At 67.1% G+C, this 21,498-nt stretch carries 18 protein-coding genes; 2 read left to right on the forward strand and 16 right to left on the reverse strand.

What is annotated here, in order from left to right:
* Nucleotides 1-7: 7 nt before the first annotated feature.
* From leuC to BM244_RS14675, 8 genes are all read right to left on the reverse strand, one after another.
* Nucleotides 8-1,447 carry a 3-isopropylmalate dehydratase large subunit gene (leuC, locus tag BM244_RS14640; RefSeq protein ID WP_093399660.1) on the reverse strand — a complete coding sequence of 480 codons (1,440 nt, stop codon included), beginning with the start codon at nt 1,445-1,447 and terminating at the stop codon, nt 8-10.
* 153 nt (nt 1,448-1,600) lie between these two features.
* Complete coding sequence (locus BM244_RS14645) at nt 1,601-2,482, reverse strand: alpha/beta hydrolase (protein WP_093400035.1); 882 nt, start codon at nt 2,480-2,482, stop codon at nt 1,601-1,603.
* Complete coding sequence (locus BM244_RS14650) at nt 2,482-3,165, reverse strand: glutathione S-transferase family protein (RefSeq protein WP_093399661.1); 684 nt, start codon at nt 3,163-3,165, stop codon at nt 2,482-2,484. The genes BM244_RS14645 and BM244_RS14650 overlap by 1 nt, the downstream gene beginning before the upstream one ends.
* On the reverse strand, nt 3,165-3,800 hold the full coding sequence (locus BM244_RS14655; protein ID WP_093399662.1) for a 3-oxoacid CoA-transferase subunit B: 636 nt from the start codon (nt 3,798-3,800) through the stop codon (nt 3,165-3,167). Before BM244_RS14655 ends, BM244_RS14650 begins: the two co-directional genes overlap by 1 nt.
* On the reverse strand, nt 3,800-4,108 hold the full coding sequence (locus BM244_RS14660; protein WP_093399663.1) for a DUF5076 domain-containing protein: 309 nt from the start codon (nt 4,106-4,108) through the stop codon (nt 3,800-3,802). Before BM244_RS14660 ends, BM244_RS14655 begins: the two co-directional genes overlap by 1 nt.
* Nucleotides 4,108-4,854, reverse strand: a complete 747-nt coding sequence (locus BM244_RS14665; RefSeq protein ID WP_254784504.1) for an HAD family acid phosphatase — start codon at nt 4,852-4,854, stop codon at nt 4,108-4,110. The genes BM244_RS14660 and BM244_RS14665 overlap by 1 nt, the downstream gene beginning before the upstream one ends.
* A 209-nt stretch (nt 4,855-5,063) precedes the next feature.
* Nucleotides 5,064-5,774, reverse strand: a complete 711-nt coding sequence (locus BM244_RS14670) for a CoA transferase subunit A (RefSeq protein ID WP_093399664.1) — start codon at nt 5,772-5,774, stop codon at nt 5,064-5,066.
* A 233-nt stretch (nt 5,775-6,007) separates the two neighbouring features.
* Nucleotides 6,008-6,907 carry an SMP-30/gluconolactonase/LRE family protein gene (locus tag BM244_RS14675; protein ID WP_093399665.1) on the reverse strand — a complete coding sequence of 300 codons (900 nt, stop codon included), beginning with the start codon at nt 6,905-6,907 and terminating at the stop codon, nt 6,008-6,010.
* Nucleotides 6,908-7,020: 113 nt separating this feature from the next.
* Here BM244_RS14675 and BM244_RS14680 point away from each other — a divergent pair, with 113 nt between their 5' ends.
* Entirely contained in the window at nt 7,021-8,661 is a 1,641-nt protein-coding gene (locus tag BM244_RS14680) for a thiamine pyrophosphate-binding protein (RefSeq protein WP_093399666.1), read from the forward strand.
* Nucleotides 8,662-8,670: 9 nt separating this feature from the next.
* Here the strand turns inward: BM244_RS14680 and BM244_RS14685 are convergent, their stop codons facing one another.
* The 3 genes from BM244_RS14685 to BM244_RS14695 all read right to left on the reverse strand — a co-directional run bounded on the left by BM244_RS14685 (nt 8,671) and on the right by BM244_RS14695 (nt 13,531).
* A complete protein-coding gene (locus BM244_RS14685; protein ID WP_093399667.1) occupies nt 8,671-9,177 on the reverse strand; it encodes a hypothetical protein in 507 nt (168 codons plus the stop codon).
* A gap of 55 nt (nt 9,178-9,232) precedes the next feature.
* Entirely contained in the window at nt 9,233-11,884 is a 2,652-nt protein-coding gene (gene alaS / locus BM244_RS14690) for an alanine--tRNA ligase (protein WP_093399668.1), read from the reverse strand.
* A gap of 366 nt (nt 11,885-12,250) precedes the next feature.
* Nucleotides 12,251-13,531, reverse strand: a complete 1,281-nt coding sequence (locus BM244_RS14695) for a M24 family metallopeptidase (protein ID WP_093399669.1) — start codon at nt 13,529-13,531, stop codon at nt 12,251-12,253.
* Nucleotides 13,532-13,602: 71 nt separating this feature from the next.
* Here BM244_RS14695 and BM244_RS14700 point away from each other — a divergent pair, with 71 nt between their 5' ends.
* Nucleotides 13,603-14,940 (forward strand): dicarboxylate/amino acid:cation symporter, encoded by a 1,338-nt coding sequence (locus BM244_RS14700; RefSeq protein ID WP_093399670.1) that lies wholly within the window; start codon nt 13,603-13,605, stop codon nt 14,938-14,940.
* 226 nt (nt 14,941-15,166) lie between these two features.
* On the opposite strand, the gene BM244_RS14705 is transcribed toward BM244_RS14700, so the two are convergent.
* The 5 genes from BM244_RS14705 to BM244_RS14725 form a co-directional block, all read right to left on the reverse strand.
* Nucleotides 15,167-15,790 (reverse strand): glutathione S-transferase family protein, encoded by a 624-nt coding sequence (locus tag BM244_RS14705; RefSeq protein ID WP_093399671.1) that lies wholly within the window; start codon nt 15,788-15,790, stop codon nt 15,167-15,169.
* Nucleotides 15,791-15,807: 17 nt separating this feature from the next.
* Complete coding sequence (locus BM244_RS14710; protein WP_093399672.1) at nt 15,808-16,644, reverse strand: class I SAM-dependent methyltransferase; 837 nt, start codon at nt 16,642-16,644, stop codon at nt 15,808-15,810.
* A 477-nt stretch (nt 16,645-17,121) separates the two neighbouring features.
* A complete protein-coding gene (gene recA, locus BM244_RS14715; protein ID WP_056047175.1) occupies nt 17,122-18,195 on the reverse strand; it encodes a recombinase RecA in 1,074 nt (357 codons plus the stop codon).
* A gap of 602 nt (nt 18,196-18,797) precedes the next feature.
* Nucleotides 18,798-19,778 carry a 4-(cytidine 5'-diphospho)-2-C-methyl-D-erythritol kinase gene (locus BM244_RS14720; RefSeq protein ID WP_093399673.1) on the reverse strand — a complete coding sequence of 327 codons (981 nt, stop codon included), beginning with the start codon at nt 19,776-19,778 and terminating at the stop codon, nt 18,798-18,800.
* A gap of 323 nt (nt 19,779-20,101) precedes the next feature.
* Nucleotides 20,102-21,487 carry a tetratricopeptide repeat protein gene (locus tag BM244_RS14725; protein WP_093399674.1) on the reverse strand — a complete coding sequence of 462 codons (1,386 nt, stop codon included), beginning with the start codon at nt 21,485-21,487 and terminating at the stop codon, nt 20,102-20,104.
* Nucleotides 21,488-21,498: the final 11 nt, after the last annotated feature.

Below are 21,498 nucleotides of genomic sequence, written 5' to 3' on the forward strand. Positions count from 1 at the left end.
ACTTTCTTCACGCTCTTTCCCCCATCAACTCTCTGACGTCGCTCAGCTTACCGGTGACCGCCGCTGCCGCCGCCATTGCGGGTGATACCAGATGCGTGCGCGCTCCGGGACCCTGTCTGCCGACGAAATTACGGTTCGACGTGGAAGCGCAACGCTCCCCCGCAGGGACTTTGTCCGGGTTCATCGCGAGGCACATCGAACAGCCCGGCTCGCGCCATTCGAAACCGGCGGCGATGAAGATCCGGTCGAGCCCCTCGGCTTCGGCTTGGCGCTTCACGAGGCCCGAGCCGGGGACGACGAGCGCGCGGACGCCGGTGGCGACATGGCGACCGTCGGCGATCGCCGCGGCGGCGCGCAGGTCCTCGATGCGGCTGTTGGTGCAGCTGCCGATGAAGACATGCTGGATCGGCACGTCGCGCATTGCCGTGCCGGCGGTAAGGCCCATGTAATCGAGCGACTTCTGTGCGGCTGCCTGCTTGGCCGGGTCGGCGAAGCTCGACGGTTCGGGGACGAATCCGGTGATCGGGACGACGTCCTCGGGGCTGGTGCCCCAGGTGAGACCGGGGGCGATATCGGCGGCGTCGAGCGTGACGGACTTGTCGTAGCGCGCGCCGGGGTCGGTCGCGAGACTGCGCCACCACGTCACCGCACGGTCCCAGTTGTCGCCGGTCGGGGCCATCGGGCGGCCCTTGAGATAGGCGAAGGTCGTGTCGTCGGGCGCGATCAGTCCGGCGCGCGCGCCTGCCTCGATCGACATGTTGGCGATCGTCAGGCGGCCCTCGATCGACATCGCGCGGATCACGCTGCCGGTGAATTCGATGACGTGGCCGGTGCCGCCCGCCGCGCCGATCTTGCCGATGATCGCGAGGATGACGTCCTTCGGGCTGACGCCGAAGCCGAGTTCGCCGTCGACGCGGACTTCCATCGTCTTGGCCTGCGACAACAGCAACGTCTGCGTGGCGAGGACGTGCTCGACCTCGCTGGTGCCGATCCCGAACGCGAGCGCGCCGAGTGCGCCGTGCGCGGAGGTGTGGCTGTCGCCGCAGACGAGCGTGGTGCCTGGGAGCGTGAAGCCCTGTTCGGGGCCGACGACGTGGACGATGCCCTGCTCGATCGCGGTCGCGTCGATATAGTCGATGCCGAACTCGCTGGTGTTGCGGCGGAGTGCGTCGAGCTGTTGCGCGCTTTCGGGATCGGCGATCGGCAGGACGCGACCGGCGGCATCTTTGCGCGCGGTGGTCGGGAGGTTGTGATCGGGGACGGCGAGCGTCAGATCGGGGCGGCGCACCTTGCGGCCTGCCACGCGGAGACCTTCGAAGGCTTGCGGGCTAGTGACTTCGTGGACGAGGTGGCGGTCGATATAGATCAGGCAGGTGCCGTCGTCGCGGCGTTCGACGACGTGCGCCGCCCAGATCTTTTCGTACAGCGTTTGGGGAGTGGCCATGATGGGCGGGCGTTAACCGAAAAGGGGTGCTGCGCCAAGGTTGTATGTAATTTTCGGTCGTTGGGATGAGCCGAAGTCACGCTCGGAGGAAGTTTGTTCTCCCGCAAAGGCGGGAGCCCAGACTGGGTCCCCGCCTTCGCGGGGAAACATGATGGATTACCGCGCGGGCATCGCCTTGTTCAGGAACGCGACGCTGTCGGCCAGCACCGGCGCCTTGCCGCGGAACGGTTTCGACAATGCCATCGCGACGTTCTCGTGGCTCAAACCGGGGTAATCGATGTGCGTCACTGGCGCGCCGAGTGCCTTCAGCCGCGCGGTGAGGTTGATCGCGTTGTGCGGCTTGACCTGCGTGTCGTCGCCGGCGGTGATCACCAGCATCGGCGGGGCGTCCGCCCGCGCGAAGTGGATCGGCTGGGTCATCACCGGGTCGGCGGCGCCTTGCATTGCGTCGATCGCGCGCTTGGCGGTGAAGGGGTAGAAGTCGTACGGCCCGCACAGGCCGACCGCGGCCTTGATGATGTGGGGGTCGACGCCCTCCGCCTTCAGCCAGCGCTGGTCGAGCGTCAGCATCGCCACGGTGTAGGCGCCGGCGGAATGGCCAGCGACGGCGATCCGGTTCGGGTCGCCGCCGGACTCTGCGATGTGGTCGCGCGTCCATTTCACCGCTTCTGCACCGTCCTGGAGGAAGGCGGGGAAGCGGACGTCGGGCACTTTGCGGTAGTCGGGCATGACGACGACGTAGCCCGCCTTCGCATAGGCGCGCGCGGCGAACGCGTAGGCGCCGCGTGAGCCGTGGACCCAGCCGCCGCCGTACCAGAAGATCAGCACCGGCAGGCCGGTCTTGGCGCCACCGGACGGGCGCCAGACGTCGAGCTTCTGGCCGTGCGTGCCGAACGGGACGCCTTCGCGGATACGGGCGGTGCCGCGTCCGCCGCCCATGATGCCGTCGAGGACGCTGAGGGTACCCGGCCCTGCGGTGAACGCCGTGCCTGCGATCAGGATCACGATCAGCGCTATGACGATGGCGGCGCGGCGCATCAGCGGCGGAAGTCCGCGGTGATCGTTCCGCATATCGCGAGGTCGGCCTCGTGGCTTTCCTCGCGCCATGTCTCGGCGAGCGCGGTCGCTTCCCATTCGCGCATCGCCGGGTGCGCGATGATCCGCTCGACCCAGGCGAGCCCAGCCGCACCGACGTCGATCCCGTAGGTCCGGACGCGGAACGCGACCGGCGCGTAGAAAGCGTCAACGGCAGTGAGCTCTGCGCCTGCGAGCCAAGGTCCACCGAACCGGTCGAGCCCTTCGCTCCAGAGTTCGGCGATCCGCGCGACGTCGCGGTCGAGCGCGTCGCTGCCGGGGGCGGCATTCACGCGGACGCCGACGTTCATCGTCCGCTCGTTCCGCAGCGCGGAGAACCCGCCATGCATTTCGGCGGTTGCGCAGATCGCCCACGCGCGTGCCTCGGCATCGACCGGCCAGACGCCGTCGTGGCGCTCGGCGAGATAGAGGACGATGCCGAGCGAATCCCATATCGTCCGCGTACCGTCGATCAGCACCGGCACCTGCCCGGTCGGTGAGAAGGCGCGGAACGCCGCGTAATTGACAGGCGCCAAGAACGGCTCGATCCGGTCCTCGAAGTCGATGCCGAGCGCCTTCATCAGGACCCAGGGGCGCAGCGACCAGCTCGAGTAATTGCGGTTCGCGGTGACGAGGGTGTAGCGCATCAGGCGGTGTAGCGCGCGGTGGTCTTCGCGGCGATCTCGTCCGCGGTGACGCCCGGCGCCATCTCGACCAGCTTGAACGGGCTGTCGTGATCGGGGCGCTGGAACACGGCGAGGTCGGTGACGATCATGTCGACGACGTTCTTGCCGGTCAGCGGCAGCGTGCAGGACGGGATGAACTTCGGGGTGCCGTCCTTGGCATTGTGGTCCATCACGACGATGATCTGCTTGACGCCCGCGACGAGATCCATCGCGCCGCCCATGCCCTTGATCATCTTGCCCGGGATCATCCAGTTGGCGATGTCGCCGCCTTCGCTGACCTCCATCGCGCCGAGCACCGTGAGATCGATATGGCCGCCGCGGATCATCGCGAAGCTGTCCGACGAGCTGAAATAGACCGACGAGGGGAGTTCGCTGATCGTCTGCTTGCCGGCGTTGATCAGGTCGGCGTCTTCCTCGCCCGCATAGGGAAACGGGCCGATCCCGAGCATGCCGTTCTCGGACTGGAGCGTGACGGTCATCCCCTCGGGAATGTTGTTCGCGACCAGCGTCGGTATGCCGATGCCGAGATTGACGTAATAGCCGTCCTTCAGTTCCTGCGCCGCGCGCGCGGCCATCTGGTTACGGTCCCAGGGCATCAGTGCATTCCTTCCTGGATGGTGGTGATGGTCGTGAATTGTTCGCGGAGCTCGGTGCCGACGCCGTCGACGATCGCCTGCAACGCGGCATCCTCGTCGAGGCCCCAGGTGCCCGCATAGGCGCGCGCGGCGTGGCGGATCGTGTCGGCGAGGAGGTAGCCGAACACGGTCGGATCCTCGAGGATGCCCGCGTCGATCAGCACGTTGCTGCCCGCGCCGTTGGTGATCCAGATGCGCGCGACCTCGACCGATTCGCTAGTGAGTTGCGCGCCCTTGTCGAGTGTGATCGCGTTGGGATGATCGGCCATCAGCGTACGCCTCCAGTTGGGGCCCAGCGGGCTGCTGGCGGGAATACCTCGTCGCGGTTGCCCTTCAGCGCGGTGCCGTAGACGGGGTTGGGGAGGACGAACCACCCTGCTCCCCATTTCGCGGCAATCGCGGGCGACTGGACTGTGGCGCGGCGCGCGGCGGGGGTTTGGCCGGCGTTGAAGAGGTCGCTGAAGTCGCCGAGCTGGTCGCCGCCCATCGCGACGACGCAGTATTTCGCGGCGATCGTCGCGCGGCGGCCGTCCTTCTTCGAGCCCATCGCGTCGTCGCCGGCGAGGAACAGCGTCTCGCCGTGGCGGGCTGGGCCGAGGCCGGCGGCTTCGATCGTGGCCTCGGTCTGTGCGGCGTTGGCGGCGGAGCGGTTGGTGTTGAAGATCACCGTGACGCCCATCGCGCGGAGTTGGGTGAGCGCGGCGAGCGCGCCGGGGACGGGGGCGACCTGCTTGACGCCGGTGCGCTCCCAGTCCTGCCAGCGTGGGTCGGACCATGCTTGGCCGGAGGACGCGTCGTATTCGAATCCGAGGTTGAGGAGGACGGTTTCGTCGACGTCGAACACCGCGGCTTTTGGCTTGGTGCCGCAGGTGGTCCAGTTGGGGGCGGCTAGCGATGCGCCTTGGGCGAGGACGACGGATGTTGGCGTGCGTTGTGTGCGGACGTAGCCGACGAGCGCGTTCCAGGCCTGGATGCTGACCGCGGCGGCTTCGCCCGAGGCGTAGAGATATTGCATCCCGGCTGGGACGCCATCGACGGTGACGGGTGCGGCGATGGTCGGCGTGGCTGCGATCGAGGTCGGCGCGGACACGCTTACGCATCCCTGCAGCGCGAGTGCCCCTGCGAACGCAGGGGTCCAGGATACCAAGCGCCACGCCTGCGACCCTGGGCTCCTGCGTTCGCAGAAGAACGGGGAGCGTTTGCGATCAACCATCAGGCCTTGCTTCACGCGGAAACCCGCTCGCGGACGGTGCGGAATTCGATCTGCTTGTCGTACGGCGCACCGACGATCATCCGCTTCACGTAGATGCCGGGCAGGTGGATCATGTCGGGGTCGAGGCTGCCGACGGGGACGATCTCCTCGACCTCGGCGACGCAGATTTTCCCCGCAGTCGCCATCGGCTGGTTGAAGTTGCGTGCGGTCTTGCGGAAGATGAGGTTGCCGCTTTCGTCCGCCTTCCACCCCTTGATGATCGCGAGGTCGGCGCGGATGCCGCGTTCGAGGATGTATTCCTGGCCGTCGAAGACCTTCGTTTCCTTGCCCTCGGCGACCTGCGTGCCGACGCCGGTCTTGGTGTAGAAGCCGGGGATGCCAGCCCCCCCTGCCCGGCAGCGTTCGGCGAGCGTGCCCTGCGGGCAGAACTCGACCTCGAGCTCGCCGCTGAGATATTGCCGCTCGAATTCCTTGTTCTCGCCGACATAGGACGAGATCATCTTCTTCACCTGGCGCGAGCGGAGCAGTTTGCCGAGGCCCTGCCCGTCGATCCCGGCGTTGTTGCTGGCGATCGTCAGGTCCTTGACGCCGGACGCCTCGATCGCGTCGATCAGCCGCTCGGGGATGCCGCACAACCCGAACCCGCCCGCGCAGATCGTCATGCCGTCGAACAGCACGCCTTCGAGTGCGGTTGCCGCGTCGGTGTAGCGCTTGTTCGCCATGCATCCTCCTATGGTCTTTCGCCTCGCATAAGGCGCTGGCGGTCGGTCGGCAACGTACGTCGAGCGACACGCCGCATCTCTCCGTCATCCCCGCGAAGGCGGGGATTCATATCCTCGAGGGATCGCGGTCATGAGGCGAGGTCAGCCATTATGGGTTCCCGCCTCCGCGGGAATGACGGTTGGGGTTGGAATGACGGTTGGGGAGGAAATGCCGAGCCCTCCTCCCGACGCCTTCAATACGCCAACTTCAGGCCCGGCCGCGTCCACCGGGTCTTCACCAGCCGGCCGCTGCCCGAGCAGGTGATGTAGGCGTCCATACCGTCCGCGCCGCCCCAGCAGATGTTGGTCGTGAACACGTCGTCGGTGGCGACGAACTCGACCAGTTCCCCGGAGGGCGAGATCACGCTGATCCCGCATTCGCCGATCGTTGCGACGCAGATGTTGCCGCATGCCTCGACACCGAGCGAGTCGAAGAACTTGTAGCCAGCGGGGCGATAGAGCGGCGTGCCCGAGGTGCTGGCGACCTTGCCGGGGGCGACGATGTCGAACGCCATCAGGCGGCAGGTGAACGTCTCCGCCGCGTAGAGCCGCGTGCCGTCGGGCGAGAGGCCGATGCCGTTGGGGTTTTCGCTCGGGAAGATCACTTCCTCGAGGTGGCTGCCGTCCGCCTTCGCGTAGAAGATGCCGGTGATGTCGCGGGCGCGGTCGCGCGATTTGCCGTGGTCGGTGAACCAGAAGCCGCCGTGCGAATCGAAGACGATGTCGTTGGGTCCTCGCAGCGAACAGCCGAAATCGCCGTCCTTGTAGAGGATCTCGACCGCGCCGGTGGCGATGTCGATCCGCTCGATCCGGCCGCCGGAATAGTCGTCCGGCTGACCGTGCGGGGTGAGGAAGCCGTTCGTCTCGCGCCACGCGAACCCGCCATTGTTGCAGCAATAGAGCTTGCCGTCCGGGCCGATCGCGAGGCCGTTGGGACCGCCGCCGGGTTCGGCGATGGTCGTCTTCGTACCGTCCGGGGCGACGCGCGTAATCCGGCCGGCTTCGATCTCGACGAGGATTATGCTGCCGTCGGGTATCGCTACGGGACCTTCGGGGAAGCGCAAGCCACTGGCGACGGTGGTGAATTCGGTCATGATCCTCTCCGGGCGAGTCGGGTTGGTCCCGACTTCTCGGCGAAGGTAGCCGTGTTGCCGGCTGGCGCACGACGTTTCTCGACTTCGCGCGCTACCGGCGGCAGGATGCGCCGATGATCACACCACGCACCGGCGGCCGTATCCTGGTCGACCAACTCGTCGCACAGGGCTGCGACCGGATCTTCACCGTGCCGGGGGAGAGCTTCCTCGCCGTGCTCGACGCGCTGCACGATACGCCCGCGATCGACCTCGTGGTGTGTCGGCAGGAGGGCGGCGTCGGGTTCATGGCGTGCGCGGACGGGACGCTGACGCATCGGCCGGGGGTGGCGTTCGTGACCCGCGGGCCGGGCGCGACCAACGCGTCGATCGGCGTGCACGTCGCGATGCAGGATTCGCAGCCGATGATCCTGTTCGTGGGCGATATCGACCGCGGCACGCGCGACCGCGAGGCGTTCCAGGAGATCGATTTCCAGGCGATGTTCGCACCGATCGCCAAGTGGGCGGCGCGGATCGACGATGCTCGGCGGATCCCGGAATATGTCGCGCGGGCCTATGCGACGGCGATGTCGGGGCGGCCGGGGCCGGTGGTGCTCGCGCTGCCCGAGGACATGCTGCTGGACGTGGTCGACGCGGTCGATCGGCCGCGGGTCGAGCGGGTGGCGCAGGCTTGCGACGCGGATACGATGGATTTGCTGGCCGATCTACTGACCACCGCCGAGCGGCCGGTCGCGATCGTTGGCGGCGCGGGTTGGGATGTGGCGGCGTCGGGGGCGTTCTCGACCTGGGCGGATCGCAACGGGATTCCGGTGGCGGCGGCGTTTCGGCGGCAGGATGCTATTCCGAACGACTGCCCGGTCTGGGCGGGAAATTTGGGGTATGGGCCCAATCCGAAGCTGGTCGAGCGGGTGAAGGCGGCGGATCTGCTGCTCGTTGTCGGACCGCGGCTTGGGGAGGCTACGACCGATGGCTATGCGCTGATCACGCCGGATCATCCGGGGCAGCGGCTGATCCATGTGCATCCCGATCCGGATGAGCTGCACCGAGCGTACCGCGCGGATGTGGCGGTTTGCGCGGGGATGGCGGAGTTTGCGGAGGCGTTGCTGGCGGTCGACCTGCCGCCGCGCACTGCAGGGTCGGAGGCGCATGCGGAGTGGCTTGCGTGGTCAACGCCGGCGCCGCGGGATTTGGTGATGGATCTCGGGCCTTGCGTCGCAGCGATGCGCGAGCGGCTACCGGCGGATGCGATCATCTGCAACGGGGCGGGGAATTACTCGGGCTGGTGGCATCGGTACTGGGCGTATGCCGGGCCGGGGACGCAGCTTGCGCCGACTGCTGGGGCTATGGGGTACGGGGTACCGGCGGCGGTTGCGGCGTCTTTGCGGCATCCGGAGCGGACCGTCGTGGCGCTCGCGGGGGACGGGTGTTTCCTGATGAACGGTCAGGAACTGGCGACTGCCGTCGCGCACGGGGCGGACATGCTGGTGATCGTCGTTGATAATGGCGGGTACGGGACGATCCGCATGCATCAGGAGCGCGAGTATCCGGGGCGGGTGTCGGGGACGACGCTACGCAATCCCGACTTCGCGGCGCTCGGGCGGGCTTATGGGTGTTGGGCGGAAACCGTCGAGCGAACCGAGGATTTCGCTAGGGCGCTGGACCGAGCGATGACCCGGTTGGGCGTGCGGTTGCTGCATGTGAGAACGGATATCGAAGCAATCACCGCCGGTACGACGCTGGCGAAGGTGCGGGGCTAACCTTGGCCCTCAGGGTCGGCGGTGAAGTTTGACGACCAGCCCGCCGTCCCCCTTCATCGTCACCGTCTCACCAGCCTTCAATCTGACCGCGTCGTTCATTTCAACCGTTCGTGTGCTGGCCTGGACCGGGCATTGCCCGGCTCCAGGGCGGGTCCAGCGCAACGTGACGGCGACGCCGCTATCGGCTTCGTCGAACCTGGTCGGTCGCAATTGCAGCGAGAAGCCCGTCTGTACGCCGCTGCGATATCCCGCCCGGAAGCCGCAATCACTCTCCTCTGCTTCGGTCTGATCGCGGCGGAAGCTTGCCGCCGCATTCGATGCCACCCGCAGTGATCCCGTCCAGACGACCGCACCGTCCGCTCTAACGTCGACATCGACGACGTAGCGTTCGGCGACCGCCGCGCCGCCGAAACCGCGCTGCACGATGTTCGACGTCATGATCGGCGGTGCGGGCGGTGCCGGAGGCGCCATGGGGAGCATGGCAGACGCCGTCTGGATCAGGGTCGTGATGATCATGATACTCTCCTGGAAAGCACCACCCTACGCGTGGACCGTTAGCGCAACGACAGGATTATGCGTTAACGGCCTCGAGCGCGGCGCGAACCGCAGCGACGGCTTCCGCGGCCTTGTCGCCATCGGGACCACCGCCCTGCGCCATGTCGGGACGGCCGCCGCCGCCCTGACCGCCCAGCGTGGCGACCGCGATCTTGAGCAGGTCGACCGCGTTGTGGCTGGCGATCAGGTCCGCCGTCACGCCGACCGCGACCGAGGCACGGCCGTCGTTGATCGCGACCATCACCGCGATGCCGGAACCGAGGCGTTGCTTGGCTTCATCGACTGCGCCGCGCAGGCCCTTCGCTTCGAAGTCGTTGAGCACCTGGCCGATGAACGCGACGCCGCCGACCTGTTCCGGCCCCGCCGCTTCGCCCGAGCCACCGCCACCCAGCGCGAGCGCCTTCTTCGCGTCGGCAAGTTCGCGTTCGAGGCGGCGGCGGTCTTCGATTAACGATGCGACGCGCGCCGGGACCTCGTCTGGCGTCGACTTCAGGACTGCTGCGGCCTCGCGGAGGCGGTCGTCACGGCTGGTCAAATAGGCGCGCGCCGCTTCGCCGGTGAGCGCTTCGACACGGCGGATGCCGCTGGAGACCGCACCTTCGCCAACGACCTTGAACAGGCCGATGTCGCCGAGCGCGTTGACATGCGTGCCGCCGCACAGCTCGATCGAATAGGTGCCGTCCTCCGTCGAGCCCATCGACACGACGCGGACTTCGTCGCCGTATTTCTCGCCGAACAGCGCCATCGCGCCCATCGCGATCGCGTCGTCGGGGGTCATCAGCAGCGTCGTCACCGCGCCGTTGCCGCGGACCTGCGCGTTCACGTCGGCCTCGACCTGCGCGATGTCGGCGGGGGTCATCGCGACCGGCTGCGAGAAGTCGAAGCGCAGGCGGTCGGGCGCGACGAGACTCCCCTTCTGCGCGACGTGCGTGCCGAGGCGCTCGCGGAGAGCCTCGTGCAGGAGGTGGGTCGCGGAGTGGTTGGCGCGGATCTGCGCGCGGCGGGCGACGTCGATCTGGAGCTTGACCGGGTCGCCGACCTTGATCTCGCCGGTACTGACGATCGCGTGGTGGACGAACACGCGGCCGAGCTGCTTCGACGTCTCGGTGACGTTCGCGCGCAGGCCGCTGTCGTTCGAGATGTGGCCGGCGTCGCCGACCTGGCCGCCGCTCTCGCCATAGAAGGGCGTCTGGTTGACGACGATCGCGACCGTATCGCCGGCGGTGGCGTGGTCGACGCGCGCGCCGTCCTTGACCAATGCGACGACCTCACCCTCGCCGGTGTCGGATGCGTAGCCGAGGAATTCGGTGCCGCCGGTCTGCTCGACGATGTCGAACCAGATGTCGTCCGAGGCCTTTGCGCCCGAGCCCTTCCAGGCGGCGCGGGCGGCGCGCTTCTGCTCGGCCATCGCGGTGTCGAAACCGGCGCGGTCGACCGCGATGTTGCGTTCGCGCAGTGCGTCCTCGGTCAGGTCGTACGGGAAGCCGTAGGTGTCGTAGAGCTTGAACGCGACGTCGCCCGCCAGCGTGCCGTCGGTCATCCCGGTGGTCGCTTCGTCGAGCAGCTTCAGCCCCTTGTCGAGCGTCTGGCGGAAGCGCGTCTCCTCCTGCTGCAACGTCGCCTCGATCAGCGGGCGCGCGCGCGACAGCTCGGGGTACGCGGCGCCCATCTCGGTGACGAGCGCGGGGACCAGACGGTGCATCAGCGGCTGCTTGGCGCCGAGGATGTGGGCGTGGCGCATCGCGCGGCGCATGATCCGGCGCAGGACGTAGCCGCGGCCCTCGCTCGCGGGCAGCACGCCGTCCGCGATCAGGAAGCCAGCGGTGCGCAGGTGATCGGCGATCACGCGGTGGCTCGCGGTGTTGGCGCCGTCGGTCGCGGTGTGCGTCAGCGCTCCGCTCGCGGCGATCAGCGCCTTGAACGTGTCGGTGTCGTAATTGTCGGTGACGCCCTGCATAACCGCGGCGATGCGCTCGAGCCCCATGCCGGTGTCGATCGACGGCTTGGGCAAGTTGCCGACGATCTCGGCATTCTCCTGTTCATACTGCATGAACACGAGGTTCCAGATCTCGACGAAGCGATCGCCGTCCTCGTCGGGGCTGCCGGGAGGGCCGCCGAAGATGTGCTCGCCGTGGTCGTAGAAGATTTCCGAGCACGGCCCGCACGGCCCGTTGTCGCCCATCGACCAGAAATTGTCCTTGGTCGGGATGCGGATGATGCGGTGATCGGGGAGGCCGGCGATCTTCTTCCAGAGGTCGAACGCCTCGTCATCGGTGTGGTAGACGGTGGCGGTTAGCTTGTCGGGCGACAGGCCCCATTCGCGCGTGAGCAGCGTCCAGGCGTGGACGATCGCCTGTTCCTTGAAATAGTCGCCGAACGAGAAATTGCCGAGCATTTCGAAGAAGGTGTGATGGCGCGCAGTGTAGCCGACATTGTCGAGATCGTTGTGTTTGCCGCCGGCGCGGACGCACTTCTGCGACGAGGTGGCGGTGGTGTAGGGGCGCGATTCGAGGCCGGTGAAGACGTTCTTGAACGGCACCATGCCCGCGTTGACGAACATCAGCGTCGGGTCGTTCTGCGGCACGAGCGGCGCGCTGGGCACGATCTGGTGCCCCTGCGATCCGAAATAGTCGAGGAAGCCGCGGCGGATGTCGTTCGTCGATGTCATGCCGGGGACTTAGGCGAGCGGGGCGGTTCGCTCAAGTCGGGTGTGTGAAGCGCCGTGCAGTAGAGAAGGGTGTCGGCGAACGCCTGCGCTGCACGCATCCGATTGAAACGAAGAGAGCTTGTTTCCCCGCGAAGGCGGGGATCCAGACTGGGCTCCCGCCTTCGCGGGAGAACAAGGAGGCGTGGGCTGCGGTTCGTTGAAGGCCGCCGTTTGCCCCGATGCACCACCCCGGCGAAGGCCGGGGCCCAATTGGAGAGGTGGAAATAATGGAGAGCAGCGCTTCGTTATCGCCGTCCCCCAATTGGGCCCCGGCCTCCGCCGGGGTGGTGGTGTTGGTGGGGGGGGGTGGCGTTCCTTGGGCGTTCACTACCCCAACGGTGCGTCGATCGACTTGGGCGGCTCGCTGAACCATTTCGGCCCCGCATCCGTCATGTGGAAGCAATCCTCGATCCGCACGCCGTACTTGCCGGGAATGTAGATCCCCGGCTCGTCGGAGAAGCACATCCTCGCCGCCAGTCTGGTCGCCTCACCGCGGACGAGGTTGACGGGTTCGTGGCCGTCCATGCCGATGCCGTGCCCGGTGCGGTGCGACAGGCCGGGGAGCTTGTAACCGGGGCCATAGCCGAGCGTTTCGTAATGCCGGCGGACCGCGTCGTCGATGCTGCCGGCGGGTGCGCCGATCTTGGCCGCGGCGAACGCGATCTGCTGGCCGCGGGCGACCTGGTCCCACGTCTTGCGCTGGTCCGCGGTCGCGGTGCCGTGGACCCAGGTGCGCGAGATGTCGGACTGGTAGCCCTGCACGGTGCAGCCGCAGTCCATCAGCACGACCTGGCCGTCGGCGACGCGGTGGATCTCTCGGCTGCCGTGCGGATAGGCGGACGCCTCGCCGATCAGCGCGAGCGCGAACTCGGGCGCGCCGCCCAGCTTCTTGGTCGCGGCGTTCATGAGCGCGCCGATCTCGGGGCCGGTCATGCCCTTCTCGACGCGCGGCTTCGTCCAGCGATACGCGGCGAGCGTGACGTCGGTCGCAGCCTGCATCAGCGCGATCTCGGCCGGAGTCTTGATCATCCGGCAGGCGCGGACGACCGGGTCGGCAGAGACAATCCTCGCCTCGGGCAGCACGCGCGCGAGTCCGGCATAGGCGAAATAGCGCACCTCCGCCTCCAGCCCGATCGGCCGCGTGGCAAGCTTCCGGTCGCGCAGGAACCCGGCGACCACGGCGAGCGGGTTCTCGTCCTCCTGCCACACGCGCACCTCGGCGGGGACGGCGAGCGTCTCGCGTACCGACGGCTCCTCGAAGAACGGCGTGACGATGCACGGCTCGCCCTCGACCGGCAGGATCGCCAGCGTCAGCCGCTCGCTCGTGTGCCAGCGGACTCCGGTGAAGTAGATCATCGACGATCCGGGCTCGATCAGCACCGCGCCGATGCCCGCCGCCTTCATCAGCGATTGCGCGCGGGCCAGCCGCGCGGCGCGTTCGGTGGCGTCGATCGGCCTGGTCGCGCCGGTGATGTCGGACAGCGCCGACAGGTCCGGCTCGGCGGCGCGGAGGATCGCGGTGGTCGACAGCAACGGCGCCGCGAGGGCGAGGCTCAGCAGGTCGCGGCGCGAGGGGCTGAAGGCGGGCTTGTGGGGGGCGGTCGACATCGCAGGACGATAGGGTCCTTGACCCGGGCGCCGCAATCCCCTTCCCTGTCGGCAATTCTCGGGAGCGATTAATGGCCAAGCGGCTAACCTATTACATCTTGTTCGGCCTCGTCGCGGGGATGGTCGTCGGCTGGATCCTGAACGCGTCGATCGATAACGGCACGGCCGAGTCCGCCGAACGGCTGAAGGACATCGCGGGCTATTTCTCGATCGTGACGACGCTGTTCCTGCGGCTGATCAAGATGATCATCGCGCCGCTGGTGTTCTCGACGCTGGTCGTGGGCATCGCGCATATGGGCGATACCGGCGCGCTCGGGCGGGTCGGATTGCGCAGCCTCGGCTGGTTTATCTGCGCGAGCCTGTTGTCGCTTACTTTGGGCTTGATCCTGGTCAACGTGTTGCAGCCGGGCGTCGGCCTCGCACTTGCGATACCGCCGGCCACCGCGTCGAGTGGCGTCGACCGTGCGGCGTTCGATCTGGCCAAGTTCATCACGCATATCGTCCCCGATTCGATGATCGCGGCGATGGCGGGGAACGAGATCCTCCAGATCGTCGTGTTCTCGGTGTTCGTCGGCGTTGCGATCACCGCGGTCGGCGAGAAGGCCGCGCCGCTGGTCAAGGCGATCGAGGCGCTGGTCGCGGTGATGCTTCAGATCACCAACTATGTGATGCGGTTCGCGCCGTTCGCGGTGTTCGCGGCGGTGACCGCGACGCTGGCCGAGCGGGGGCCGGCCATCCTCGGCCAACTCGGCTATTTCATGTTGAGCTTCTACATCGGCTTGGCGCTGCTGTGGGCGGTGCTGATCGGGATCGCGTTCCTGCTGATCGGGCCGCGGACGCGGTTGCTGGTGCGGTATATCCGCGATCCGCTGATCCTCGCCTTCTCGGCGGCATCGTCGGAAGCGGCGTATCCGCGGACGCTGGAGGCGCTCGACCGGTTCGGCGTGCCGCCCCGGATCGCGAGCTTCGTGCTGCCGCTGGGCTATTCGTTCAACCTCGACGGGTCGATGATGTACATGACGTTCGCGTCGCTGTTCATCGCGCAGGCGTACGGCATCCACATGCCGATCGGACAGCAGATCGCGATGCTGCTGGTGCTGATGGTGACGTCGAAGGGGATTGCGGGGGTGCCTCGCGCATCGCTGGTGGTGATCGCGGGGACGCTGTCGATGTTCAAGATCCCGGAGGCGGGGATTTTGCTGATCCTGGCGGTGGATCATTTCCTCGACATGGGGCGATCGGCGACGAACGTGATCGGGAATGCGGTGGCGGCGACCGTTGTGGCGAAGTGGGAGGGCGGGCTTGATGAGCGCGAGCCGGCGGATCGGGACTTTCCGCATGCGCCGACCGGGCATGGGCCTAAGGTGGATGTGGATAGCTACGAGAAGATCGGGCCGGGGCAGGTTTGAGGCGATTGGCGATGTCGAGCCGATGACGTCTCGAAGATGCGCTTATACGCTAGCGGTCAACTGAAGAAGTACCTCCCCGGCGAAGGCCGGGTCCAGTTGGGGGACGCTAATGGTGACCGCCGCCCCTCGTTAGTCCAACCTTGCCAACTGGGCCCCGGCCTTCGCCGGGGTGGTGTTTATAGGAAGGTTGCGTCTCAGCCTCGATGCAGTTCCCGATCTGCAGCCCTCAGGCGTAGGCGTAAGGCCCACCCTTCTTGAGCCCCGCCTGATACGCTGGCCGCGCATGGACCTTCGCCAGCCACGCGATCGTCGCCGGGCGGGACTCGTTCAGGCCACCGCGGCTGCGGGCGGCTTCGAGGGGGAAGCTCATCATGATGTCAGCGGCGGTCATCTCGGCGCCGGCGAACCAGGGGCGCTGCGACAGTTCGGCTTCGACATAGTCGAGATGGACGTCGATCATCGGCTGGATCTTCTTGGTCGCCGCCTTGCCTAGGATCGGGATGCGCGCGAGGACCAGCTTCAGCAGCAGCGGGGGCATCATCGAGCCCTCCGCATAGTGGAGCCAGAAGCGGTAGCGTAGCGCGTCGGCGCGGTTGGCGGGGGCGCCGAGCTTGCCGTCCGCCTTGTCGACGAGATATTCGACGATCGCGCCGGTTTCGGCAACGACTTGGCCGTCATCCTCGATCACCGGCGACTTGCCGAGCGGGTGGACCTTTTTGAGCTCGGGCGGGGCGAGCATCGTTGCCTTGTTCCGCTCGTAGCGCTTGATTGCGTAGGGGAGGCCGAGTTCTTCGAGCATCCACAGAATCCGCTGCGATCGCGAGTTTTCGAGGTGGTGGACGATGATCATGCTGAGCCCCCTGTGTTTTATTCGGACGATTTGCGCGCGGTCCAGATCCAGGCGGCGGCGGGGAATTCCACCGCGTCGCCGCTTCGGTACCGGTCGCAGACCTGGGTGAGACGCGCGATGTGGCGCTGGCGTTCCTCGGGGGCGGCGTCGCGGATGGCCGAGGCGGCTGGCCCGATGCGGCGGAAATAGTCGACGGCGTCGGCTACAGGGTCGGCACCCTCCCCTGCCCGGTAGGCGAATTCGACACGCTGGGGTGATTCGACGTGCCAGCCTGATTTTTCGAGGATGCTCGCGACGTAGGTCGGGTCGGCGAAGGCGAAGGGGCCGGGTGCGGTGGTTGCTGGAGCGTCTGCATTGCCACCGGTCGCGGTGATGATTTCGGTGGCCCAGCGGTTGGCGGCGCGGTCGGCGAAACAGGAGAAGACTAGCGTTGCGTCTGAAGCGGCGGCTTCAGCCAATGCCGTGAAGGCAGCGACGGGGTCTGCGAAGAACATGACGCCGTGGCGCGAGATGTAGAGGTCGATCGGGGCGTGGTTCGGGGCGGCGGCGGTGATGTCCGCGCATTCGAAGCTCGCGTTGGCTTGGGTTTTGGCGCGGTGTTTGGCGATCTCGATCAGGTTTGGTGAGAGATCTATGCCGGTTATTTGCGCGGTCGGGAGCGCTTGCGCGGTGGCGAGTGAGGTTGCTCCGGCGCCGCAGCCTATGTCGATGATCTTGCAGGTTTGGGGTCTGGCGGCGGACAGGATCGCGGCGTTCAAATGCGGTGTCAGGTTGGTGAAGCTGCGGTCGGTTCGGCGCCATTCCTCGGCCCAGACATCGCCTATTCTGCCGGTCCAGTCGTAGGCGGTGGTCATGGGCTGGGGTGCTTTTTCGGTTGCGGTCGGGGGCGGTGGTTTGGAGTAAAGTATAGGAAGTATAGACGCTGGCGCAGGTTTTGTGTTGCGGGATTTCGAGGCTTTCCCGAGCCTGTGGCGCTGCTCTTCCTTGTTTCCCCGCGAAGGCGGGGATCCAGACTGGGCTCCCGCCTTCGCGGGAGAACAAGGAGGGGGTCGGCTCTTTTTGAGTATGCCGGGTCAATAGCGCTAAAGAGCTTGGTTTAGCGCGGATTTTATTTGCAGGGTCATGCCAATTGGGCCCCGGCCTTCGCCGGGGTGGTGTTGGGAGATGGATTGGCGCGGTGTCAGTTCACCATGTGTTTGAACCACTCGCCGTGCGCATCTTTGGCGCAATGAGCCATGAGCGAAGCAGCGTGCAGCGACCGCGTGCCCTCACCCTCCCATTGCGAAGGCAATGGGTCCCTCCCTCTCCCCTAAGGGAGAGGGAAAGTGGGGTCAGGCGTCGTCGCCTTCTTCGGGGCCGGCCATCATTTCCTCGGCGACCTTGTCGGTGCGCGCGCGGATCTGCTTTTCGAGGCGGTCGGCGGTTTCGGGGTTGTCCTTGAGGAAGGTCTTCGAGTTCTCGCGGCCTTGGCCGAGACGAACGCTGTCGTAGCTGAACCACGCGCCCGACTTTTCGACGAGCCCGGCCTTCACGCCGAGATCGAGGATCTCGCCGAGCTTGGAGACGCCCTGCCCGTACATGATGTCGAATTCGACCTGCTTGAACGGCGGGGCGACCTTGTTCTTGACGACCTTCACGCGCGTCTGGTTGCCCGTCACCTCTTCGCCCGCCTTGATCGCACCGATGCGGCGGATGTCGAGGCGGACCGAAGCGTAGAACTTCAGCGCGTTGCCGCCGGTCGTCGTCTCGGGGTTGCCGTACATGACGCCGATCTTCATGCGGAGCTGGTTGATGAAGATCACCATGCAGCGCGAGCGGCTGATCGAGCCGGTCAGCTTGCGCAAGGACTGCGACATGAGGCGGGCCTGGAGGCCGACATGACTGTCGCCCATCTCGCCTTCGATTTCGGCCCGCGGCACGAGTGCTGCAACCGAGTCGACGACAAGCACGTCGATCGCATTCGAGCGGACCAGCGTGTCGACGATCTCGAGCGCCTGCTCGCCGGTGTCAGGCTGCGAAACGATCAGCTCGTCGATGTTGACGCCGAGCTTCTTCGCATAGACCGGGTCGAGCGCGTGCTCGGCATCGACGAACGCGGCGGTGCCGCCGCCCTTCTGCGCTTCGGCGATCACGTGGAGCGCGAGCGTGGTCTTGCCCGAGCTTTCCGGACCGTAGATCTCGATCACGCGGCCGCGTGGCAGGCCGCCGACGCCGAGCGCGATGTCGAGCCCGAGCGAGCCGGTCGAGATCACCTCGACCTGCATGGTTTCCTTGGAGCCCAGGCGCATTGCCGAGCCCTTGCCGAAGGCGCGGTCGATCTGCGCAAGCGCGGCGTCGAGCGCCTTCTGCCGGTCGTTGGTTGCGGTTGCCATGCCGGTGTCGATCACTTTCAGATTAGCGGCCATCGAATATGCTCCCATCGCTAAAGCAAGCGCGCGTGCCATTCAACGCGTCAAACACCATGTATTCTCTTTGTTCTTTTGGAACAAGTGGGGAACGGAGGTTTTCCGGAAAAGGTGTACGTTGGTAACGGCCGCGGGTGGTTGCCGAGCCTGGGCATGCGGGCTTGGTTCAGCATTCACTGTTCCGCGCTCGTCGATCATTGAGTCCGCGGAGCGCTGGCCCCGTGAACACGTCGGCTGCTGTCCCTTGCGCGCGCGTAAGGCATGTTTCCCCGCGAAGGCGGGGATCCAGACTGGGCTCCCGCCTTCGCGGGAGAACAAGGCGAGGGCGTGGTGCCGTATGACTGCGGACTTACACGTGTTCGAAGGGGATAAGCGCCGTACACGTTCGGGGTAAGGAGATGGGCCGGGCAGAGTTTGGTCGAGAACGGTTCTGGTTGTTCGAGCGCGGGTTTGGCGGCGATCGACTCGCTCGATGGTCTCGAGAACTGATTGTTACCAGCGGTGGCGTTGGCCGCTCTGGATCCTGACTTTCGTCAGGATGACGGGCGGTGGCGGCGGACGGGCGTGGGCGACCGTCCGATGCCGGGACGCGGGCCGATCGATCAGGCGAGGGTTGTTGCGAGGGCCCACCAGCCTTTGGCTTGCGCGGCGGTAGCGGCGGCGTCTCTGGTTTCGGGGGTTTTGAACAGCGCGAAGCAGGTGGCGCCGGAGCCGGACATTCTGGACAGGAGGACGCCTTGTGCTGCGTCGAGAAGCGCGCGGACTTCGGCGATTTCGGGGGCGAGGGCAAGCGCGGGGGGTTCTAGGTCGTTGCGGCCGGCTCTTGCGCGGTCGAGGAGATTGCCTTCGGGGATCGGGCCTCGGTCGTGGCCGTCCCAAGTCTTGAAGACCGCGGCGGTGGAGACCGCGACGCCGGGGTTCACGAGCAGGAGGGGGGTGCCGGACAGGCCTTCGAGATTGGTGAGGGTGTCGCCTTTGCCGGTGCCTAGCGTGGTGCGGTTGGCGAGGCAGGCGGGGACGTCGGCGCCGAGCGTGGCGGCGATTTCGTGGAGGCGGGGGTCGGTTGGGGCTATGCCGTGGAGGCGGGCTAGCGCGCGGAGCGTGGCGGCGGCGTCGGCTGAGCCTCCGCCTATGCCCGAGGCTATGGGGAGGTGCTTTTCTAGGGTTATCGCGTGGTGGGCCTCGGGGGCGAAGGCCGTGGTGAAGGCGTCTGCTGCGGCGGTTACCAGGTTGCCTTGCCAGGGGGCGGCGCCTGGGGCGACGTTGGACGATCGGTCCGCGTCTTCATTATCCGTCCCCAATTGGGCCCCGGCCTTCGCCGGGGAGGTGCTGGGGGTCGGGGTGGGGCTGGAGGTTTGGGTGGCGCTGGAGGTCGGGGTGGTGTTCTGGGCGGGGAGGAGTGCTGCGGCGAAGGGGCCGGTTATGGTGAAGCTGTTGGTTTGGGCGTGTTCTACCGTGACCAGGTCGCCGTCGGTGGCGAAGGCGAAGAGGGTTTCGAGATCGTGGTAGCCGTCGGGGCGACGGCGGCGGACATGGAGGGCGAGGTTGATCTTGGCGGGGGCGGGTTCGGTGATGGCGGGCATTGTCGGTCTCGGGGTTTGGCGGCGAAGGGTCGAACGCGGCTTAGCGTAATACGCGTGATGTCTGCGGGTTTAAGCGCGTCATCCTGACGAAAGTCAGGATCCAGGGGAACGAATGGTGCCGTCCTTGGCTCTGGATCCTGACTTTCGTCAGGATGACGGGAGGGGATGCCGCATACCTCGCGAGTTGCTGACGCGGTCGATCACTTCCGCGGATGCTCGGAATTAGTGGCGATCTCGCGAAACGGCGCTTCCGCCGTCAACTCGCCTTGCCCTCGCCCTCCCCCTAGCCTGCGGGGCCCTTCCCTACCTCGGTGGGAGGACTTTTAGCGGCGGGCTTTTGGCGGGAGGCCGTTGGCGATCTTGGCGGTTATGCGCGCCGTGTCTGCGGGTTCGGCGGTCAGCAAGGCGGCGCGCCAGGCGTAGCGTGCTTCGTAGTTTCGGCCGGTGCTCCAATAGGCGTCGCCGAGGTGGTCGGCGATTTCGGCGTTGGTGGGCTCGGCCTGCGCGGCGGTTTCGAGCAGGGGGAGCGCTCGGGTGGTGTCGCCGGAGAGGTGATAGGCCCAGCCCAGCGAGTCGGTGATCGAGGCGTTGGTTGGGTCGATCCGACTGGCGCGTTCGAGCAGCTTGATCGAGGCGGGGATGTCGTCGCCGTGCTCGACCTGCGCAAAGCCGAGATAGTTGAGCGCGAGCGGTTGCGCGGGGCCGCGGGCGACGGCTTTTTCCAGTGCGTCGCGCGCTTCGGGCCAGCGGCCGGCCTGGTCGAGCGCGCCGCCATATTGCAGCCAGTTGCCCCAGCTGCCGCCCTTCGCGCCGTCGGCGGCGATGATGCGCTGGTACCAGGTCGCGGCTTCGGCCGGGTTGCCGGTGGTCAGCAGCAGGTCGGCGTAGCGTTGCCAGTCTGTAGGCTCCGAACCCTTCTGGTCGACGCGGTTCTTGGCGGCGGCGAGCGCTTCGCCGTCGCGGTCGGCGGCGGCGAGGATGTCGATGCGTTCGGCGGCGGCGGCCGGCGCGGACGGGCTCTTGGCGTCGACGCCGTCGAGCACGACGAGCGCGCGATCGACGAGCTTGTTGCGGGCGAGCGCGTCGGCGAGGAGGACGCGCGCTGCGTCGTAAGTCGGGTCGGCGCGCAGGGCTGCCTGGGTGAGCGCGATCGACAGTGGCGAGGGTTCGCCCGCGCTGAGATCGCTGGCGAGGCGGGCGAGCAGGCGCGACACGCCGGTCGACAGCGGCTGCTTGCGCGGTGCCGCGGCGATGAGAGCGCGCGTTTCGGTGGCGAAGCGGTTGGCGACGGGGTCCTTCGCTGCGGTCGCCAGCGACGGTTCGGGGTCGCGGCCCTCGGCATGCGCGACCCACGCATAAAGCGAGGGTGCCAGGACCACGAGGGGACCGCTGGACAACGTGGCGATCGCTGCGCTCGCGGCCTTCGCATCGCCCCGTCGTGCGGCATCGGCCAACGGAATCAGCGCGGCGTCGGCGGGCGCTACGCCGGCCTTGTCGAGCACGGCGACGGCGCGGGTGGCGAGCGGCATGTCCCCGGCCTCCAGCGCCTCGCGATAGGCGCGGATCGCGACGACGGGATCGTCGGGCGATGCCGCCAGCACCTTGGCGTAACTGGCGGCGGCGAGGCCCGTCTCGCCCGCAGCATCGGCGGCGCGGGCCTTCAGATAGGCGGAAAGGTCAGCCGGGGCCGCGGTGGCGGGCGCCGCCACGGCGAGACCAA

This window comes from Sphingomonas sp. OK281 (genome assembly GCF_900115295.1).
In the GTDB taxonomy this organism is placed as follows: Bacteria; Pseudomonadota; Alphaproteobacteria; order Sphingomonadales; family Sphingomonadaceae; genus Sphingomonas.

What these genes read in the sequence shown, in the direction of transcription:
- BM244_RS14665 (WP_254784504.1), bottom strand. Translation starts at nt 4,854, where the DNA reads ATGCAATATCTCTACGCCTCGGGCGAAGCCGCCGCGGTCAGCATCCAG.
- BM244_RS14675 (WP_093399665.1), bottom strand. Translation starts at nt 6,907, where the DNA reads ATGACCGAATTCACCACCGTCGCCAGTGGCTTGCGCTTCCCCGAAGGT.
- BM244_RS14705 (WP_093399671.1), bottom strand. Translation starts at nt 15,790, where the DNA reads ATGATCATCGTCCACCACCTCGAAAACTCGCGATCGCAGCGGATTCTG.
- BM244_RS14700 (WP_093399670.1), top strand. Translation starts at nt 13,603, where the DNA reads ATGGCCAAGCGGCTAACCTATTACATCTTGTTCGGCCTCGTCGCGGGG.
- BM244_RS14680 (WP_093399666.1), top strand. Translation starts at nt 7,021, where the DNA reads ATGATCACACCACGCACCGGCGGCCGTATCCTGGTCGACCAACTCGTC.
- alaS (WP_093399668.1), bottom strand. Translation starts at nt 11,884, where the DNA reads ATGACATCGACGAACGACATCCGCCGCGGCTTCCTCGACTATTTCGGA.
- BM244_RS14695 (WP_093399669.1), bottom strand. Translation starts at nt 13,531, where the DNA reads ATGTCGACCGCCCCCCACAAGCCCGCCTTCAGCCCCTCGCGCCGCGAC.
- BM244_RS14710 (WP_093399672.1), bottom strand. Translation starts at nt 16,644, where the DNA reads ATGACCACCGCCTACGACTGGACCGGCAGAATAGGCGATGTCTGGGCC.
- BM244_RS14645 (WP_093400035.1), bottom strand. Translation starts at nt 2,482, where the DNA reads ATGCGCCGCGCCGCCATCGTCATAGCGCTGATCGTGATCCTGATCGCA.
- BM244_RS14660 (WP_093399663.1), bottom strand. Translation starts at nt 4,108, where the DNA reads ATGGCCGATCATCCCAACGCGATCACACTCGACAAGGGCGCGCAACTC.
- BM244_RS14685 (WP_093399667.1), bottom strand. Translation starts at nt 9,177, where the DNA reads ATGATCATCACGACCCTGATCCAGACGGCGTCTGCCATGCTCCCCATG.
- recA (WP_056047175.1), bottom strand. Translation starts at nt 18,195, where the DNA reads ATGGCCGCTAATCTGAAAGTGATCGACACCGGCATGGCAACCGCAACC.
- BM244_RS14720 (WP_093399673.1), bottom strand. Translation starts at nt 19,778, where the DNA reads ATGCCCGCCATCACCGAACCCGCCCCCGCCAAGATCAACCTCGCCCTC.
- BM244_RS14670 (WP_093399664.1), bottom strand. Translation starts at nt 5,774, where the DNA reads ATGGCGAACAAGCGCTACACCGACGCGGCAACCGCACTCGAAGGCGTG.
- BM244_RS14650 (WP_093399661.1), bottom strand. Translation starts at nt 3,165, where the DNA reads ATGCGCTACACCCTCGTCACCGCGAACCGCAATTACTCGAGCTGGTCG.
- BM244_RS14655 (WP_093399662.1), bottom strand. Translation starts at nt 3,800, where the DNA reads ATGCCCTGGGACCGTAACCAGATGGCCGCGCGCGCGGCGCAGGAACTG.